Annotated in this window: 15 protein-coding genes and 1 other RNA gene; 6 read left to right on the top strand and 10 right to left on the bottom strand. The window is 61.9% G+C overall.

What is annotated here, in order from left to right; all coding sequences use genetic code 11:
* Positions 1-13 precede the first annotated feature (13 nt).
* Entirely contained in the window at positions 14-1,864 is a 1,851-nt protein-coding gene (locus WAQ08_RS15565) for a putative bifunctional diguanylate cyclase/phosphodiesterase (RefSeq protein WP_422192718.1), read from the top strand.
* A gap of 64 nt (positions 1,865-1,928) precedes the next feature.
* On the opposite strand, the gene WAQ08_RS15570 is transcribed toward WAQ08_RS15565, so the two are convergent.
* Positions 1,929-4,142 (bottom strand): TonB-dependent siderophore receptor, encoded by a 2,214-nt coding sequence (locus WAQ08_RS15570; RefSeq protein WP_422192720.1) that lies wholly within the window; start codon positions 4,140-4,142, stop codon positions 1,929-1,931.
* A gap of 518 nt (positions 4,143-4,660) precedes the next feature.
* Here WAQ08_RS15570 and WAQ08_RS15575 point away from each other — a divergent pair.
* From WAQ08_RS15575 to WAQ08_RS15595, 5 genes are all read left to right on the top strand, one after another.
* A complete protein-coding gene (locus WAQ08_RS15575; RefSeq protein ID WP_422192721.1) occupies positions 4,661-6,184 on the top strand; it encodes a choice-of-anchor I family protein in 1,524 nt (507 codons plus the stop codon).
* A gap of 126 nt (positions 6,185-6,310) precedes the next feature.
* Positions 6,311-6,940: a hypothetical protein gene (locus WAQ08_RS15580; RefSeq protein WP_422192723.1), complete on the top strand. Its 630-nt coding sequence runs from the start codon at positions 6,311-6,313 to the stop codon at positions 6,938-6,940.
* Positions 6,941-6,990: 50 nt separating this feature from the next.
* Positions 6,991-7,917 carry a metal-dependent hydrolase gene (locus tag WAQ08_RS15585; RefSeq protein ID WP_422192725.1) on the top strand — a complete coding sequence of 309 codons (927 nt, stop codon included), beginning with the start codon at positions 6,991-6,993 and terminating at the stop codon, positions 7,915-7,917.
* A 292-nt stretch (positions 7,918-8,209) separates the two neighbouring features.
* Positions 8,210-9,358 carry a helix-turn-helix domain-containing protein gene (locus WAQ08_RS15590; protein ID WP_422192726.1) on the top strand — a complete coding sequence of 383 codons (1,149 nt, stop codon included), beginning with the start codon at positions 8,210-8,212 and terminating at the stop codon, positions 9,356-9,358.
* Complete coding sequence (locus WAQ08_RS15595) at positions 9,345-9,827, top strand: DUF4411 family protein (protein ID WP_422192728.1); 483 nt, start codon at positions 9,345-9,347, stop codon at positions 9,825-9,827. Before WAQ08_RS15590 ends, WAQ08_RS15595 begins: the two co-directional genes overlap by 14 nt.
* A 22-nt stretch (positions 9,828-9,849) precedes the next feature.
* On the opposite strand, the gene WAQ08_RS15600 is transcribed toward WAQ08_RS15595, so the two are convergent.
* From WAQ08_RS15600 to ssrA, 9 genes are all read right to left on the bottom strand, one after another.
* Positions 9,850-10,428: a hypothetical protein gene (locus WAQ08_RS15600; protein WP_422192729.1), complete on the bottom strand. Its 579-nt coding sequence runs from the start codon at positions 10,426-10,428 to the stop codon at positions 9,850-9,852.
* Positions 10,429-10,766: 338 nt separating this feature from the next.
* Positions 10,767-11,225, bottom strand: a complete 459-nt coding sequence (locus tag WAQ08_RS15605) for a hypothetical protein (RefSeq protein ID WP_422192731.1) — start codon at positions 11,223-11,225, stop codon at positions 10,767-10,769.
* Between the two features lie 217 nt (positions 11,226-11,442).
* Positions 11,443-11,739, bottom strand: a complete 297-nt coding sequence (locus WAQ08_RS15610; protein ID WP_422192732.1) for a helix-turn-helix domain-containing protein — start codon at positions 11,737-11,739, stop codon at positions 11,443-11,445.
* 8 nt (positions 11,740-11,747) lie between these two features.
* Positions 11,748-11,990, bottom strand: a complete 243-nt coding sequence (locus WAQ08_RS15615) for a helix-turn-helix transcriptional regulator (protein WP_422192734.1) — start codon at positions 11,988-11,990, stop codon at positions 11,748-11,750.
* Positions 11,991-12,141: 151 nt separating this feature from the next.
* Positions 12,142-13,056 (bottom strand): hypothetical protein, encoded by a 915-nt coding sequence (locus tag WAQ08_RS15620; RefSeq protein WP_422192735.1) that lies wholly within the window; start codon positions 13,054-13,056, stop codon positions 12,142-12,144.
* 114 nt (positions 13,057-13,170) lie between these two features.
* On the bottom strand, positions 13,171-13,443 hold the full coding sequence (locus WAQ08_RS15625) for a hypothetical protein (RefSeq protein WP_422192737.1): 273 nt from the start codon (positions 13,441-13,443) through the stop codon (positions 13,171-13,173).
* Positions 13,444-14,246: 803 nt separating this feature from the next.
* Positions 14,247-14,807, bottom strand: coding sequence for a hypothetical protein (locus tag WAQ08_RS15630; protein ID WP_422192738.1), 561 nt, complete (start codon positions 14,805-14,807; stop codon positions 14,247-14,249).
* A gap of 259 nt (positions 14,808-15,066) precedes the next feature.
* Positions 15,067-16,320, bottom strand: a complete 1,254-nt coding sequence (locus tag WAQ08_RS15635) for a tyrosine-type recombinase/integrase (protein ID WP_422192739.1) — start codon at positions 16,318-16,320, stop codon at positions 15,067-15,069.
* Positions 16,321-16,493: 173 nt separating this feature from the next.
* Positions 16,494-16,865: a transfer-messenger RNA gene (gene ssrA, locus WAQ08_RS15640) on the bottom strand.
* Between the last annotated feature and the right edge of the window lie 54 nt (positions 16,866-16,919).

A 16,919-nucleotide genomic window follows, 5' to 3' on the forward strand; every position in this document is an offset into this window, starting at 1 on the left:
ACAGGGGGAAAAAGTGGAAAAACGCCGTCTGGCGTGGCTGCCATTTACCTTGGCCTTGCTGGTGGCGGCCTTGCTGCTGGCCTGGCAGCGCCTGTATTTCGAGATGCAGGATGCGCACCGTACCGCCCTGAGCGAGGCCGAATCGATCATGACCGTGGTCGAGTTGTCCCGCGCCATGAGTTCGACGGATGTGTCGCCGTGGCTGACCAGCGCGTCCAGCCGATTCCGTGAGGTGGTGTCGTCCAGCTATTGCGTGGGCCACCAGTGCACAGCCCACTATCGTCAGGGAGTGGCACCGCTGTGCTCGGAGGGTGAGCTGTGGGGATCGGTGTGCGCCCAGTCCTTCCCACGGGGCGCGGGAACGTTCATCGAGGTTCGCCATTCCCTGATGCCGGCCTACCTGGCCACGCTGCGGGACATGGTGATGGTGGGCGTGGTGGCTTTGCTGGGGCTGGGCACGTGGTTCAGTGCCGAGCAACGCCTGCGCCAGCAGGTGCTGCGCCGTGAAGACCAGTTGCGCCACGCTGCCCGGCACGATGCGCTGACCGGCCTGCTCAACCGCGCGGCCTTCGATGCCACGCTGGCCGAGCATCTGTCACGGCCCAAGGCCGAGCGTGGGCCGGCCACCTTGCTGTACATGGACCTGGATGGGTTCAAGCACCTCAACGACACGCATGGCCACCACATGGGGGACCAGGTGCTCAAGGAGGTGACCCGCCGTTTTGCCAATGCATTGCCCGAGGCCCGCGCCAGCATGGGCCGCCTGGGGGGCGATGAGTTCGCCGTGATCCTGGCCAATGTGAGCGAGCCGCTGGCCGTGGCTGCCTCGGTGGATGCGATCACAGAGAGCTTGCTGTCGCCCTTCGAGGCCGAGCAGATGTCGGCCCAGTTGGGTGTGAGCATCGGCGCGGTGGTGCTCGATGCCGAGGTGCACACGGCCGAAGAGGCATTGCGCCGGGCGGACGTGGCCATGGACGAAGCCAAGCGCCTGGGCCATGGCAAGCTGGTGCTGTTCGATGATCTGCTCGGCTCGCGTGCGCGGCGTCGCCAGTTCATCCAGTCGGAGCTTCGGCCGGCCATCATCCAGGGGCAACTGTACCTGGAGTACCAGCCGCAGGTGGGCATGGATGGCGGCATGCGTGGCGTGGAGGCTCTGGTGCGCTGGCGTCATCCCCGCTTCGGCGTGATCCGGCCGGACGAGTTCATCGGTGTGGCCGAAGAGACCGGCCTGATCCTGCCCTTGGGCGTGACCGTGATCGAGATGGCCTGCCGTGATCTGGTGGCCTTGCGGGGCGAAGGTGTGGCTTTGCCTTACGTGAGCGTGAACGTGTCGCCCCGCCAACTGGCCGATCCGCAACTGGTGCCTGCGCTGATGAGCGCTCTGCGCCAGCATGGCCTGGGCCCGGCCGACATGGAGCTGGAGGTGACCGAGGGCGCGGTGATGGAAGTCAACGGCGCGGAAAGCTCGGTGCTGGACCACCTGTCGGCACGTGGGTTCCGCATCGCCATCGATGACTTCGGCACGGGCTATTCATCGCTCAGCCGCCTGCAGCGCATGAAGGTGGACAAGCTCAAGATCGACCGCTCCTTCATGGACGGCCTGGGCGAGGCGGGGCATGACCCGGTGCTGGTGGACATGATGCTGTCGCTGGCCAAGCGCCTGGGCGTCAAGAGCGTGGCCGAAGGCGTGGAGACCCAGCAGCAAGCCGACTGGCTGCGCGATGCGGGCTGCCAGATGATCCAGGGCTACCTGTACGCCAAGCCCATGCCGCCGGCCCAACTGGCCGTGTGGCTCAAGGACCGCGCCGGGGATCACGACGAGGACGAGGACGTGTGGTCGCCGACCATCTCCGCGGAGTTGTGAGCCGCGCATGAAAAAACCCGCCCTTGCGGGGCGGGTTGGTTAGCTGCGTCGCTGTTCAGGGTGATCAGAACGCGGCGCGCAGCGTGAGCATCACGTTGCGGGGATCGCCGTAGTAGTTGGCGATGCCGGTGGGCGCGTACTTCTTGTAGTAGATCTTGTCGAACAGGTTGTTCGCGTTGAGCTGCACGGAGAAGGTCTTGTCGATGCGGTAGTTCATCATCGCGTTGTAGACCGTGTAGCCGCCCTGGCGAGCCGTGAGCCCACCGCCGGTGACGTAGGTGCCGCTCTGGATCTGTGCGCCGCCGCCGACCGTCAGGCCCTGCAGTGCGCCACCAAGCTCGTAGCTGGTGAACAGCTTGAACAGATGGCGAGGATCCTGGCTACGCAGGGGCTGGTCGATGTTGGCGACAGTGGGGTCTTTGGCGTACTTGGTGCGGGTGTTGGTGTAGCCAGCCATGACCTGCCAGCGCGGCAGCACCTCGCCGGACAGCTCGGCTTCCCAACCTTCGCTCTGCGTCTTGCCGCCTGCCACGTAGAAGCAGGTGGTGCCGGAGCAGGGCGTCGGCGCACGAGGGTCCGTCAGCGCGCGGCCCACGTTCTCGATGCGGAACAGGCCCAGCGATGCATTGAGCTTGCCATCAAAGAAGGCGCCCTTGAAGCCGGCTTCCCAGTCTTCACCACGGATCGGATCCAGCACGTTGCCGTCGATGTCACGACTCGATTGCGGTGTGAAGATCTCTGTATAGCTGGCGTAGGCGCTGATCGACTTGGAGATGTCGTACACCACGCCGGCATACGGCGTGATCTCGCGGTCGATGCTGTAGTTGGCCGTGAGGCTCGTTGCGTTGCGGGGCTGCTCGGTTTCCCACCAGCTCATGCGGGCACCCAGCAGCACGTTCAGCGGATCGGTGATCGACAGGCGGGTGGTGGCGTACACGCCCTGCTGGCGGATGTAGGTGGGGGCGCCCGTGGTGGTGGGCATCGTCACGTCACGCTCGGGGTAGCTGGTGTACGGGTTCCAGGTGCGGATGTCGACGTACTGCGGATAGAGGCTGCCGCTGCCGACCGTGCCCACGTTCTTGGAGCTGACGCTTTCCGTGCCGACCACCAGTTCGTGCTTGCGGCCCAGCAGGGTGAAGGGGCCGTTCGCCGTCAGGTTGATGGCGCGCTGGTCGATGGCATCGCCGCTGTACTGGGCCGTGGTGACCTTGAAGCGGTAGGGATCGGTTTCACCCGTATCGCGCTGGAAGTACGACTGCTTGAAGCCGTTGTCCTTCATGCGCATCTTCGTGTAGGCGGCGCTGAGCTTCACCGTCCAGTCGTTGTCGAACTGGTGCTCCAGCTCGGCGAAGGCCTGCTGGTTGTAGCGGTTCCACTGGTTCCAGTCGGTGCCCAGGTAGGTGCTGCGCGGCAGGTCCATCGACGAGCCATCGAGGTTGGCCGGCAGGTTGCCCCAGGCGCCCGTGGCGTCCAGATCAGTGTGCTGCAGGCTGGCCGTCAGCTTGGTGCGCGAGGTGACATCGGCTTCGACCACGCCATAGAACACCTGACGGTCTTCCGAGCGCGCCCGCTGGAAGAACTCCTTCTTGTCGGTCACGGCGACCACCCGGCCCCGCACGGAGCCGGAGGCATTGAGTGCGCCGGAGATGTCGCCCACCAGGCGGCGGCGGTCCCACGAGCCGATGGTGGCTTCGACGGAGGCCTGGAACTCGCTGGTCGGGCGTTTGCGCACCATGTTCACGGTGGCGGAAGGGTTGCCGGAGCCACGGATCATGCCGGAGGCGCCACGCAGCACTTCCACGCGGTCCAGCACGGCGGTATCGGGCTGCACGAAGATCGAGGCGAACTGGTTGATCGTCAGGCCGTCGATCTGCAGTGCGTCGATCTGGTAGCCGCGCGAGTGGTAGGACACCCGCTCGCTGTCGGTGTAGTCCACCGTCACGCCCGGTGTGTTCTGGAGCACATCGGTGAGATCGAACAGCTTGCGCTGGTCCAGCAGTTCGCGGGTCAGCACCGTCACGGGTTGGGGAATGTCGCGCAGCTCTTGCGCGGCTTTGCCCACCGTGGCCTTCTTGGCGGCGAACGAGCGGGTTTGCTCGGTCGTGGCGCTTTCGTTGCGCTCGGCCTTGACCGTGATGTTGGGCAGCGCTTCTGCGGCGGCGTTGGTGTCAGTGGCTTGCGCCTGAACCATCAAGGGATAAGCCAGCATGGGCGCCGCGGCGCACAGCAGGGCGGTGCGGGCGGCATGGGCCAGCGCATGCGGTCGAAGCCTGTCCACCGGCGCGCTGTGCCAGCGCTACGGCGGCATGGGCCAGCGCATGCGGTCGAAGCACGGGGCGGGAGGTGGCGCCGCGCTGGGCATGAGGGATCGACATGGGGTACTGCTCTTGGAGGAGTTGACAGAAGGTTTTCCGTTCGCGTGCATGACCGGGCTGGCCCGACCTGTGCGTGCTGGGGAATGGGGGTATTGCCTTCGGGCACGTGTGGAACCGTGCTGGGCGTTGGGAAGATCCTTGCCGAGCAAACACGCTCACCGTCACCTGTCGATCCAGGTGCCTTCTTGAGGTGAGAGCGCATCCAAGGAAATGAGAATTTGTCTCATTATATATCTGAATACGTATTAATGTGAAGCACCTTGACAGGCCTCCGTTTGTTTGAAACTACGGTGCAGCGTCAGCGAGCACGTCATCTGCAGGCCCCCCTGTTTGAGTGCCATATACCCCATGCGACGTCACGGGACTGTCACGCGGCGTGCGCACCATCCATGCCCACCGACAACTCAATGCACCGCAGTCCATGAACCGCACGCCTTCCTTCGCTCGCAGCCTAGGCATCGCCCTGACCTCCATCGCCCTGGCCACAGCCACAGCCACCGCTTCGGCCGGCCTCCTGGACGATGCGTCCAAGAGCTGGAGCTACCAGCACAGCAGCACGGGCGGCTTCCTCTCGGAAATCGTGGGCTTCGATGCCGCCACCAGCACCTTGTGGGTGGCCGGCGTGAGCGGCGTGGACGTGCTCAACGCCCGTACCGGCGCCTTCATCGACCGCATCGACACCACGGCCTACGGCCAGATCAACAGCGTGGCTATCAACAACGGGGTGGCGGCGTTCGCGATCGAAGCGACCGTGCGCACCAACCCGGGCGTGGTCACGCTGTACGACACCAGCACGCGCTCGCTGCTGGCCGGCACCAGCCCCATCACCGTGGGGGCTCTGCCCGATATGCTCACCTTCACCAAGGATGGCAGCAAGATCCTGGTGGCCAATGAAGGCACGCCCAGCACCTATGGCACCCGCCTGGCTGATTCCAACGGCCATCGCAACTATGGCCCCGCCACGAACGACCCCGTGGGCAGCGTCAGCATCATCGATGTGGGCACCCGCACCGTGACCTACACCGCCACGCCGGCCGGCGTGCAGCAGACGGGCACGCACGTCCGCACCAACACCGGCATGGACTTCGAGCCCGAGAACATCGCCGTGAACGCGGCCGGCACCAAGGCCTACGTGACGCTGCAGGAGGCCAACGCCATCGGCGTGCTCAACGTGCAGACCGGCCAGTTCGAGAAGGTGATCGGCCTGGGCGCCAAGGACTTCAGTCAGCCTGGCAACCGCATCGACCCGCTCAACAATGGCACGCCCAACCTGATCTCGGCCAACGTCAAGGGCCTGTACATGCCCGACGGCATCGCCGTGTACGACAAGAACGGCCAGACCTTCATCGTGATGGCCAACGAAGGCGACTTCCGCGAAGACGATCAGGACCGCTCGGCCGCCAGCAGCTTCGGCGGCACGGGTGATCTGGCCAACATCCGCGTGTCGAACACCGACTCATCCGTCGGCGACCTCTACGCCGCTGGCGCCCGCTCCTTCTCGATCCGCGATGAGAACGGCAACATCGTCTACGACAGCGGCGAGATCCTCGACCGCGAAGCCATCGCTCGCGGCATCTACGACGATGGCCGCAGTCGCGACAAGGGTGTCGAGCCCGAAGGCGTCGAGTTGATGGAGATCAACGGTCGCACCTTCGCGCTGATCGGCCTTGAGCGCACGCTCAAGGCAGGCATCGCCGTCTTCGACATCACCGATGCGGCCAACGCGACCTTTGTCGACATGATCGTGTCCGATGGTGACCTGGCGCCCGAAGGCCTCAAGGGCTACTTCCTGGACGGCAGTTACTACTTTGCCTTCTCCAGCGAAGGCAGCAACACCACCTCGGTCTACAAGCTGGCTGCCGCCGTGCCCGAGCCCGAGACTTACGCCATGGTGCTGTCGGCCCTGGCGGTGATGGGTGCGATGCGCGTGCGCCGTCGCCGCTGATGGCTTGCGTTGGGAGGTGCACGCTCGGCACCTCCCATGTTCTAGGGGCCTGCGGGCTGGCATGGGGCGGCTACATTGAATTGATCCAGACCTGCGGCCCAGCCCGCCATCAATTCAGGAGCAAGCATGACCGAGCCGCAAAAGCCAAGCTCAAGCTGGTGGCAGACCCTGCCCGGCGTCCTCACGGCGCTGACCGCCACCATCACGGCCATCAGCGGCTTGATGGCCCTGCTGTTCCAGAACGGGGTGATCGGCCACAAGGCCGAAGCCAAGGCAGACAGCGCGCCGATCCCGCACGTGGCCTCCACGGCGCCTGTTGCGCCGACAGAGGCCTCGTCGCGCCCAACAGGCTCCACGGGCAGTGCAAGCCCACCCAGTGCCGCGCCCAACAACACCGCAGCCACCACCGCCAAGGCCACACCCCGGCCCTGGGCCGATGCCGAAGCCGTGCTGCTCAAGCGCGATGGCAGCACCGTGCGGGTTCGGGCCAACTCCTTCAGCAACTGCATCTCGGTCAACCACGAGATCTCGCTGGACAACGGCCAGTCCATCGCGTTCGAGAAGATGTCCGGCTTCGACGTGATCCAAGCCGATGACCACACCAATGCCAACGCGAAGGCCAAGCTCAAGCTGCTGCTGGCAAACGGCTCGGAAGTCTCCGGTACCGTGGAGGCCAACTGCGACCTGTTCGGCACCAACGACATCGGCCGGGTCACGACCTACTATGATCAGCTCCGAGGTGTCCGCTTCGAGTGACTGTGAGCGCGTGAGGCGGGCGGTGATGTTCTCCGCCGGGTGAGGAGCCCTTGGATTCAATTTCCCAGGCCGTTCTGGGCGCGGCCGTGCAAGGCGCCCTGCTGGGCAAGGTTCAGGGGCGCCGCGCCTTGCTTTACGGTGCCGCCCTGGGCACCTTGCCGGATCTGGACGTGTTCGTGCGTTACGCCGATCCGGTGTCCTCCATGACCTACCACCGGGGCTTTTCGCACTCGGTGTTCGTGCTCACGGCGCTGGCGGCGCTGATGACCTGGCTGGTGCGCAGGCGCTGGCCGCATGCCGCCTACAGCACGGGGCGCTTCTTCACGGCGGTGTGGCTGGTGCTGATCACCCACGTGCTGCTCGATGCGTTCACTGTGTACGGCACGCAGATGTTCTGGCCGCTCGCGCCCACACCGGAGAGCTGGGCCGCGATCTTCATCATCGATCCTGTCTACACCGTGCCGCTGCTGCTGGCCGTGCTCATGGCACTGGCCATTGGCCTGGCGGGCAAGGGGGGCGGGGTGCTCGTGGGGGCGTTGGTGTTCAGCACGGCCTACCTGGGCTTCGGGCTGGGCGGGCGTCTATTGGCTGAGCAGCGGGTCGGTGAGGCCCTGCGTGCGGTGCCCATGCCGCTCAACACCCTGGTCTGGCGCGTGATCGCCCTGGGCCCTGGCGGGCAGCAGATCGAGGCTGTGAGCAGCCTGTTCGACCGCGAAGCGCCCGAGTGGGTGCGCCTGCCACCGCAAAGCGATGTGAGGCACGTGCTGAAGGGCGTGCCGCTGTATGAGCGGCTGCGCTGGTTCACGGGAGATTGGCTGCGGCTCGATGTGATCGGCGACGCACTGGTGGTCAGTGACCTGCGCATGGGCATCGCAGGGCAGTACACCTTCCGCTTCCAGATGGCGCAGTGCGATGCGTCGACAGGGCACTGGCAGGTGGTGACGCCATCGGCCTGGCCCTCGGTGCGACCTGGATGACCCTTGTTGTGGTGCCTTCACAAGATCGCTGTTAAGACGAAAAAAATCCCTAAGTCGTTGATTACTTAGGGATTTTGGGGTCTCAAGAACCGTCTTGAGACCATTGAATGGGCCGGGGTCACTTTAACTGTCGTCTGGAAGCCGCATAAACATTGGTTTTTTCTCTGGGGCCTATTGTTAGATACCCCCAAAAGTACCCCCAGGCCGCTACAGTAGGCCCATAACCACACGTCGGACGTCCTAGGTGCATGTCGGCATATCAGCCCGGGCTAGGCCGCCTAAAATTTGAGTAGTGGAACGAATCGACAACGTCAACCGTGACCGAATTCTTTGGTGTTGCCAGGATCAGGGCATCACCGTGGATGAACTCGCCTCGGAAACCGATGTCGCTCCTGCAACCATTCAAAAGTTCTTGGCCGGAGAAGGTGGCTTCACCTTCAACCAACTCCAGAAGATCGCTGACTACTTCGGACGCGGCGTCCTGTTCTTCCTAGAGCCTGGTCAGGTCCAACCTGAGGTTGTCCATACCTTTCAGTTCAGAACGCTTGCCAATAGCAAGCCTGAGCTTTCGCCAAAGCTCCGTGCACTGATCGAACGTGTGGAGCACCAACGTGATGTCTATTTGGCCCTGCTTGAAGACATTGATGCAGAAGACAGGCCGACATTCACACCGCCGGATGTCGCAGGACGCTCGCCTGAGGAGGCTGCTGCAATTGCCCGACGTTGGTTGAACCTCGGGCCGCAGAACAGCTTTGACTCGTATCGGCAGGCCATAGAGGCCAAGGGCGTACTGGTGTTCCGTTCGAACGGGTACGCCGGTCGGTGGCAGATAGCCAAGGAAAACCCAATCCTCGGTTTCTCCATCTATGACGAGCGCTGCCCCGTCATCGTGGTGAAGAAGCAAGACTTTCCTGCCCGCCAATCCTTCACTCTTGCCCATGAGCTTGGGCATGTACTGCTGCATCGCACAAGCTGGATCGATGATGAGAGGGACTTCGACTCTCATGAGGCTGGTGAGCAGCAGGCGAACGCTTTCGCAGGTTTTTTCCTTGTGCCAGACGAAGTCTTGGCCATGGTGGACGATCGTGCCAGGCCAGCGGACGTGGCGGCCTATGAAGGGTGGCTTGATCTGCCAAGGCGCCGCTCCGGCGCAAGTGCCGAAGCCATACTGCGACGGCTGTTGGGCGTAGGTAGGCTCAGTCAAGAAGACTATGGGGCGTACCGTCAATGGCGGCAAGCGGTCCAGGTGCCGGCGGATGACAGTGGCAATCGCCAGTACAGGTACCGAGAGCCCCGACACATATTCGGCGACCGCTATGTGCGCACGGTGCTGGGTTCGCTGGAGGCGGGAAAGATCACCCTTGCAAGGGCGAGCAGCTACCTAGACAGCCTCAAGATCCGAGACCTGCGTCAGCTCGAACAGTTCTATGCGGGCCATTGACGCGTCATCGATCATCTATGCATGGGATAACTACCCAGCAGACCAGTTTCCACCGATGTGGGGCTGGATTGCGGAGGAGATCAAGGAAGGGCGCCTTCTTATCGCTTCCGTAGCCTTCAAAGAGGTTCGAGATAAGACGCCCGAGTGTGCGCGCTGGCTCACTGACTGCGGCATCTCCATTTTGGACATTGGCAACGCAGAGTTGAACGAGGCACTGCGCATCAAGCAATTGATCGGGGTGCAGGGTGATAACTATCACCCGAAGGGCGTAGGGGAGAACGACCTCTTGATCATCTCGGCCAGCAGGCTGAGACATTTCATTCTGATCTCGGATGAGGAACGTCAGCCAAATTTGCCTAATGTTCCTTCAAAGATGAAGATCCCTGCTGTGTGCGGCTTGGCGGAGGTGAAGGTTGAGTGCATCAACTTTCTGACGTACCTGAAGCAGTCTGGCAGGGTGTTTGGGTAAGCCGGGTTTTGCAGCTTTGCGGTTATAGAGTGAATCCAAGACGCGCGGCGCAAGCGTACAGCGCCTCTTCTCTCGCCCACTCGATCTGCCAGTACCTCTCCCGAAGCCCATCGTAGGTCCTCTGGCGCATGAACTTCGGCTTCGATAGCCGATCCCCAAGCCGCTTCTCGATCTTGGCCTGTGCGCGCCACAAGCGGCCGATCTCATCCTCACTCTGGCTTTGATAGCTGATCCGCTGGCACTTTCGGCAGGCGAAGTGACCACCGCGCAGAAACAGCTTGGCGCAGCGCGCGTGGCAGTTGGGGCACTGAAACCAGAGCCTCGAGCCGCCGAAGGTGCAGGAGGTGGTCGTAAGCTCGATGGTGGGCTGGCGCTGCTCACTGCCGACCGTATAGCTCAAGGTCACAGATTGAGCAGCAGGGTGGACGCCGATGCTGGCGGTTTGCTGGCCAGTCTCTGGATCGCTCCACTGCCAGCCGAAGTACGAGCCCCGGAGCAGCCCGTCCCGATGCCAGCGGCGCACATCAATCGAGCGCGTGTGAACGTCCTTGATCCGATAGCCTGGTCGACCTGCTCCGAATCTGCTTCCACCTTTGGCCATGTTCAATCCTCACGAAACCTTGCACTGAAAACGAAATCATTTGCCGATGTGACCCAGGCATGCCTGCTTGCTTCCTTGGCTCCTGGTCTGCTTTGCTTCGCATAGGGATGGCAACATGTATAGGGCTACAGGAGCTGTAGTAGTGGTGGCCTGAAAGCGTGTTGGGCAGTCAGAGGCGAAGAAACCAATAGCCATGCGGGTTTGCGGGCAGTTTTGGTGTCTTCTGACTACTACAGGAGCTGTAGTAGTGCGGCCTTCACTGCTACAGCTCCCGTATCGAAAAAATGGTCGATCAGTACGGCGCGCGTACTGGATCAGTACGGGAGCCGTACTTACTTTTATTTTGCTCGGGGTGGTTTGCCTTTGGGTTGGTTGGCGCGGCAGGCGGCTGTGCGGGCTTCCTCTAAGGTCTGAAAGCTCCGCCATTCGTTGGTGGCCGATCGCGCGTTGACACCTATACGCGGCTGATCGAAAACAGGCTCGTCCGTGAACCTGTACAGGCTGCAATGCTTCACCCCTTGAGCGATGCCACCTTGCCGCGTCTTGTCGATGAAGCCCAGTGCCTGGAGCACGCGCAGCCCCTTGGCTAGGGTGGCCGGGCTGGTGATATCGGCATGGCGCAGCGTTGCGATGGTCGCTTCGATGTTGCCATTGTTGGTGCCCTTGAGCTTGCGCCGCATCGCGATATACAAGCCCTGGTCCACCCATCCCAGGGCACGCCAGGCGGGAGAGTCGATCATCGTCCAGTACAGCCGGATGTGCCCACCGCGTGGGTCTTCTGGTTTGCGTCGGCTCATCCATGTGTCCCCGCCATGCAGGTTAAGGTGTCGATGGCTGCCTGAATGGCTTTGGCGGCGGCGTGTGCAGCGGTTAGTCCAGCCGCGAACTCGCCACGGGCCACCAGCGTGAGCGCCGTGGCCGACGACTGCCAACCAAGATGGAGGGCTGATGCCGCAGCATCAGGCGAAAGGTCCGCATCGGCGCCAAGGGGTGGTTTTCTGGGTTCGACCATGCTCACCCCTTGGCCAAGTAGTAGACGCCCACACGGTGCTGTTTTCCGGCCTCTGTGAGCACATGGCGCATGGTGGTCTCGATGGGATAGCCTTCGCGAATCAACTCCAGCTTGCGGGCTGGCGCGTGATAGACGTCTAGGAAGCGCGAGGCCTCGAAGGTGCTGACGTGTTGCAGCGATTGGATCGCGTTGATGAGGCGAGCACGCTGGGCTGCAGCTTCAATGCCGGCGAAGCTGTCGCGGATCTTGTGCAGGGCCGCGATACGTGCGGGCGTGATCGGGTGGTGTTGCTTGGCCATGCTGCACCTCACTTCGCCAGCGATTGCAGAAAGGCCTTGATGTCCCCAGCCCGCCACCGAGTGCAGCGCTTTCCCTGGCGGATGGCCTGAGGGAAGGTCGGCGGCGTGGCCGACATCCGGGTGTAGATCGTGGTGCGAGACAGGCCGGTGAGGGCACTGACCGTGTCCAGTTTCAGTAGAGCGTCATCGACGTGGATGACTTCGAAGGGCTGGGCTTGCTTGGCTTTGATGTTGGCCGCATCTGTTTGCATCGGGCTGCCTTTCAACGGCGTGAGCCGTAGTTGTCGATGCGTGCAACTATCGATAAGAGAAGGCGGCGTGTCTAAGGTCTAAAACTCCAGTCATCAGGCAATCTTGGTCGGGAGCAAAAGTAGCTTCATGTGACCATTTTTCGTCCCGGTGTCAGCGCTGACTTTTCTGTCTTTTTGTGCCGGTAAAGTCGGCGAACATACGCTCAATCGTCCTCTCGTTGTATTGATGGTCGATGCTGTCGATGTACATGAGGTCTCTTACTACCGCAGCTGGAAACCCCCCCCATCGCTTGTTCATTTGCCAGTACCGATACACCAGCAGTTGCTCTCTGATGCGTTCTCCTCGTCTCTTGATCGGGTTATCCATCCACCTGGGGATGGGGCTACGATTGAACAAGGACCGATGAGCAGATTTGGCTCGATTGTCCGAGGCAGAGTAGCTAAAGATGTCTCCACCAAGCGCCTTTGACAACTGAGGATCTGAGCACTGAACTGCAGTCAGAGTCGCCATGAATTCTTCGACGGCTTTCTGGGCCTGTTCATACTTCGTGACGAGTGCAGGCCTTAACTCCAAGGTTTGCTTTGCATGGTCGGTGTAGAAATACTCGAGAAGTGCCCTGGCATTTAAGTCAGACCACGTGATGCTGCTGCTCCACAGCCTGTCGAGAAGCGGGGACACTGCTGTATCAAAGCGAGTGTCACTAAAAAAACTCTTGTCTGTTCTGAATCGGTCGATGAGAAGTTCTGCATCAGCCGATGCACGGCTCTCAGTGGCCTCCTTGTCCAGAACCAAACGTGTTCGGCGCTTTTTTCGGAGACGAAATGCAGTCTCGGCAGCCGATCGGTAGTTTGGTTGCTGACTGAGCCATTTCGCGTAAGGCAGTTGTGGCTTGAGGTGCGCATTGATGTTTCCCCATTCAAGCCAGAAGTTGTTCACAAAGGAGACAACTTCCTTTTTTGTGGGCACCTTCTCATGCCAGTGCGCGGGCGCTTGAGTGCTTTCCGGGCGATGAGAGGCGTAATAATTTAGGTAGTCGGTGAACTCTGTAAGGCTCGGTATGGTCACGGCACCCCTCGTGCGCCCCTGCTTGAAGAAACCACGCCCAGCCCGTCAGGGAAACGGGTTTTCGGGGATCAGCCTAGGGCGTGGCGAAAACATTATGCAGATAGCCCGTCGCTACTAAGCTCCGGCTTGCCGGTGGCGTCTGTCATAGATCCCCCAAACGGTGCTCTCGATGTAGGTCGCTATGAGCCCCGAGATTTTTGAGCCGCAACTCTCTGAGAGCCCTGTTAAGAGTTCAGCAGTACTGGAGGCTAGGAACTGCTGAGCGGCCAAAGGCGGCATGTGATCGATGCGGCACGCCCATGCCTGCGCCAACTGACGAATGGTTGCCAGCAGCGCATCGGTACTGACACCGCCGGATTGAGCGATTTCGTCTGAGTCATTGCTCACGATGATCCTCCTATCTCTCCGGGGAAGCGCAGCGCCGCAGCGATGAGCTGGAAGTCAGGCAGTTCCACGACTCTGCATGACCTTCGGGGTTGGCTGGCTCGTTGATCCAATGAACGTGAATGGGGCGGCTGACAGCCCGAGCGTGCCAATGATCCAGTCTCCGCCGATCGCGTTCGATCAACTGAACTATGCAGCCGTGGTTGCGCTGGTCTATGGGGTTCCAGAGTACGCAGTAGACACCGGGGTAAAGGCGGTTGCCCGTGTACATGCGGGTAACACTGCGCGGATAGCGTCCACGCCACCGCATGTTGACCACGGGGGCACGCTCCCCATCGAACATGCAAACCACGTTGTCGGCCAACCGGCGACGCTCAGCCTTCGGTTCGTCGTTTGCCACCGGCTCGGCTGGCAGGATGATGTATGGCCAGCCGAGAGGGGGGTTGATGTGCTCGGGTCTATCGACAGACGCCAGTAAGCCATTCCCGAATGGGATGGGTTGGTTTGCCATGGTGGCTCCTTGTTTGCGGTGTCAAACCTGCCAACCTCCCCGCCAAGAGAGGGTGGCAGACCGTGCAGGGTTGGCGGACCGGAACAAGGAACCGGCAGGGGCAAGCCCCTCCCCGCACGGCCCGCCAAAACGGGAGCCATGCGGCAGCTACGCAGACATGAAAAAGCCGCGACCAACGATGCATTGGGCGCGGCTAGCTGCGCCTTGTTTCCCAGGCCGCCAAGCCTGGCCCCTGAATGTGCAGGGGTAGTAGCAGATTAAGGCCTGTCGGATCGACCGTCAAGCACTGGTAACGCTAGGCCGTGCGCCACACGCGGCAATGCTCTGGGCCGCACTTGCGTACGGTGAACATGACGCCCGGGTGGTCCTTGCGATAGGCGTATTGCGCGTGGGAGGCTGCGTCCTTGGCGTCCAACGGGAATAGCACGCTGTCGCCAGGTTCCATGCGGCCGAAGAGTTCTGGCCAGGCGCTGCCCTTGCCGAGCCTGTTGTCCACCACTGGAATGCCTGACTCTACGACCAGCGATGTGAAGTCGATGACGACTGGTGGCTTGCGGCTGGCGCGCCTTGCCTTCTTGGCCTCTGCCAAGGAAATGGCAAAGGGCTTGGGGACGCCTCGCTTCGAGAAGTTGAGGCGCCATACCGATACGCTTTCGCTGTTGAGTTCGCGCACGATGTGGCCGGTGGACACGACGTGCCGCAGGGCATCATCGACTTGAACGGGGTCGATGTCGAACTTCTCCGCGATGTCGTGCCGCGTCAGTTCCTCCGCTGGGTTGGCCTCAAGGAAATCAACGACACGCCAGGAGATAGGTTCTTTCCGGGGCTTCTTGGGTGTGGACGTCTGTTTGGACATGATGCTTCTGATGGATTGCCGTGTGACGGTTGTTCACCACCCAGGACGTCCGGTAGGTGGCATCAAGTCGCCGCCAACGGCCCCGGCCAAGTGATGCGACCGTGGGTATAGGTCGGCCGGCCACGGGCTGCAGCCAAGCCAATGAAAAGAGCGTGAGCAGAGGTGCTGGCGCTGCTTAGGGGGCGGCTACTCGCTGTAGCGTCTGCGGCAGGGCAGACAAGCGGTTGTACAGACGGACACCGTTTAGCGCTAGACAAGCTCAGGCGGTCTTGAGTGGGATGACATCCGCGCCTTGGCGGAGCTTGTCCAAGTAGTCCGCCCACGTTTGCATCATGGTGCGGCGCTGGTCCACGAACTCGGTGCGGTTGTAGGCTCGACCCAAGCTGTCCTTGACGGTGTGGGCGAGTTGAGCCTCGACGGTGTTTTCATCGATGCCCAGGCGTTCCACCATGATGGTGCGCGCCATGGCCCGGAAGCCGTGGCCGCTCATCTCATCCTTTTCGAAGCCCATGCGGCGCAAGGCAGACAGCACGCCGTTTTCGCTCATGGGCCTGGTGCTGGTGCGCGGGCTTGGGAACACGTATTGGCGGTGGCCGGTCAGCGGCTGCAGGTCACGCAGGATGGCCACGGCCTGGGAAGACAGCGGCACCAGGTGGGCGGTGCCAGAAATCTTCTGTTGTTTACTGCGCTTCATGCGGCCGGCGGGAATGGTCCAGACGCCCGCATCGAGGTCGATCTCAGACCAGGCAGCGTGCCGCAGTTCACCGGGGCGCAGGAACACCAGCGGAGCCAGCTTGAGGGCTGCGCGAGTAACAGGATGGCCCTGGTAGTCATGGATGGCACGCAGGAGGCGGCCTACTGCCTTCGGATCTGTGATGGCGGCATGGTGCTTCACGATCACGGGCTTGAGCGCGTCTTTCAAGTCGGCTGAGGGATCGCGTTCGCACCGACCTGTAGCGATGCCGTAGCGGAACACTTGGCCACAGGCCTGCTTTACCCGGTGGGCGGTTTCGATGGCGCCACGTGATTCGACCCGCCGCAGCACTTCCAGCAGCATGGGTGCGGTGATCTCTGCCATGGGTAGGGCGCCGATATAGGGGAAGGCGTCTTGCTCCAAGCGGATCAACGTGCGGGCGGCGTGACCCTCACTCGTCTTCACTGTGTGGATGAGCTTGTGCCATTCACGGGCCACGGCTTCGAAGGTGCCTTCGGCCTGGCTGGTGCGGCTCGACTTCTCCGCCTTCTTGGCTTCGCTGGGGTCGATGCCCTTGGCGATCAGCTCGCGTGCGGCCTGGCGGCGTTCACGGGCGTCCTTGAGTTTGATCTCGGGGTACGTGCCCAGCGCCAGCAGCTTCTCCTTGCCGCCGAACCGGTACTTGAGGCGCCAGAGCTTGCCGCCCTCAGGCTTGACCAGCAGAAACATGCCTTCGCCGTCGAACAGCTTGAGCGGCTTGGCGCTGGGCTTGGCGTTCTTGACTTCGGTGTCGGTCAGTTTGTTGGTGAGAGTGGCCATCGGGGCGTCTGGGGGTATCGGTACCCCCGGGATAGTGCTGTACCCCCAACAATACCCCCACCTCTGGCCGGCTGCAAGCGGCGCTTTTTGGCCGTTAGCGGAAAGAAAAAGGCCCTAAGTGTTTGATTTCTTAGGGCCTTTTTGCGTTCGGTGGATGTCGCCGGACGTTTGATTGGTGGAGCCGGGGGGAATTGAACCCCCGTCCGCAAGCCATCAACAGGTAGATCTACATGTTTAGCTGACTGATTTGGATCTCATGGTCACCGTCGCGCAGCAGCACGCTACGGAGCCCACCAGTCACTTGATCTCGACTTCAGCGGAGTGACCCCGCTCAAGCCCAGCCTATGTGAATAACCTCGCAGCCCTTGTCTTGCGACTCAAGCCCAGCCCATAGGCCAGCTGTTGCGAGGCTCACCGGTATTAAGCGGCGAGTGCGAACGATTCGTCGTTGGCAGTTAGTTTGTTTCCAGATGGATTTACGAGCTCACTGGCGCTCGACATGCACTATCCCGCATCCGCACCCACGTCGAAACCAAGTCGGCCCCGGGAAAAAGTCTGACCATTGTAGGGCGGATCGCCGCCTTGCGCTGGCCTTCATG

The sequence above is a fragment of the Aquabacterium sp. genome (genome assembly GCF_049274795.1).
GTDB lineage: Bacteria > Pseudomonadota > Gammaproteobacteria > Burkholderiales > Burkholderiaceae_C > Aquabacterium.

What these genes read in the sequence shown, in the direction of transcription:
- WAQ08_RS15575 (WP_422192721.1), top strand. Translation starts at nt 4,661, where the DNA reads ATGAACCGCACGCCTTCCTTCGCTCGCAGCCTAGGCATCGCCCTGACC.
- WAQ08_RS15580 (WP_422192723.1), top strand. Translation starts at nt 6,311, where the DNA reads ATGACCGAGCCGCAAAAGCCAAGCTCAAGCTGGTGGCAGACCCTGCCC.
- WAQ08_RS15595 (WP_422192728.1), top strand. Translation starts at nt 9,345, where the DNA reads ATGCGGGCCATTGACGCGTCATCGATCATCTATGCATGGGATAACTAC.
- WAQ08_RS15600 (WP_422192729.1), bottom strand. Translation starts at nt 10,428, where the DNA reads ATGGCCAAAGGTGGAAGCAGATTCGGAGCAGGTCGACCAGGCTATCGG.
- WAQ08_RS15605 (WP_422192731.1), bottom strand. Translation starts at nt 11,225, where the DNA reads ATGAGCCGACGCAAACCAGAAGACCCACGCGGTGGGCACATCCGGCTG.
- WAQ08_RS15610 (WP_422192732.1), bottom strand. Translation starts at nt 11,739, where the DNA reads ATGGCCAAGCAACACCACCCGATCACGCCCGCACGTATCGCGGCCCTG.
- WAQ08_RS15615 (WP_422192734.1), bottom strand. Translation starts at nt 11,990, where the DNA reads ATGCAAACAGATGCGGCCAACATCAAAGCCAAGCAAGCCCAGCCCTTC.
- WAQ08_RS15630 (WP_422192738.1), bottom strand. Translation starts at nt 14,807, where the DNA reads ATGTCCAAACAGACGTCCACACCCAAGAAGCCCCGGAAAGAACCTATC.
- WAQ08_RS15635 (WP_422192739.1), bottom strand. Translation starts at nt 16,320, where the DNA reads ATGGCCACTCTCACCAACAAACTGACCGACACCGAAGTCAAGAACGCC.